Consider the following 248-nt stretch of genomic DNA (forward strand, 5'->3'; position numbering starts at 1 on the left):
TGGCGCAAGAAGCTTTTGAAGAAGAAAAAACAGAGGTAACAGGTCCTATACTGTTATTTAAAGACAACATGGAAATTTATAAATCTATACTGGAACAGTTGAAAATTCATGACGATGATGTTATTGAAGTGGAGTTTGGGGATGAATTTCAGAAGATAAATGGGCGGAAATTCCTAATTAGCGGATCAGAAGAAGACTATGTTCAATTATTGCATAGCATAAACGATCAAAATATCAGCAGCATTATA

1 protein-coding gene is annotated in these 248 nt (G+C 33.9%); it reads left to right on the forward strand.

The window, feature by feature from the left end:
* Positions 1-248: KR prefix domain-containing protein (locus SB658_RS26330; RefSeq protein ID WP_410603446.1), on the forward strand; the 248-nt coding region annotated here is incomplete at both ends.

The sequence above is a fragment of the Bacillus sp. SIMBA_008 genome, from assembly GCF_046535495.1.
In the GTDB taxonomy this organism is placed as follows: Bacteria; Bacillota; Bacilli; order Bacillales; family Bacillaceae; genus Bacillus; species Bacillus subtilis.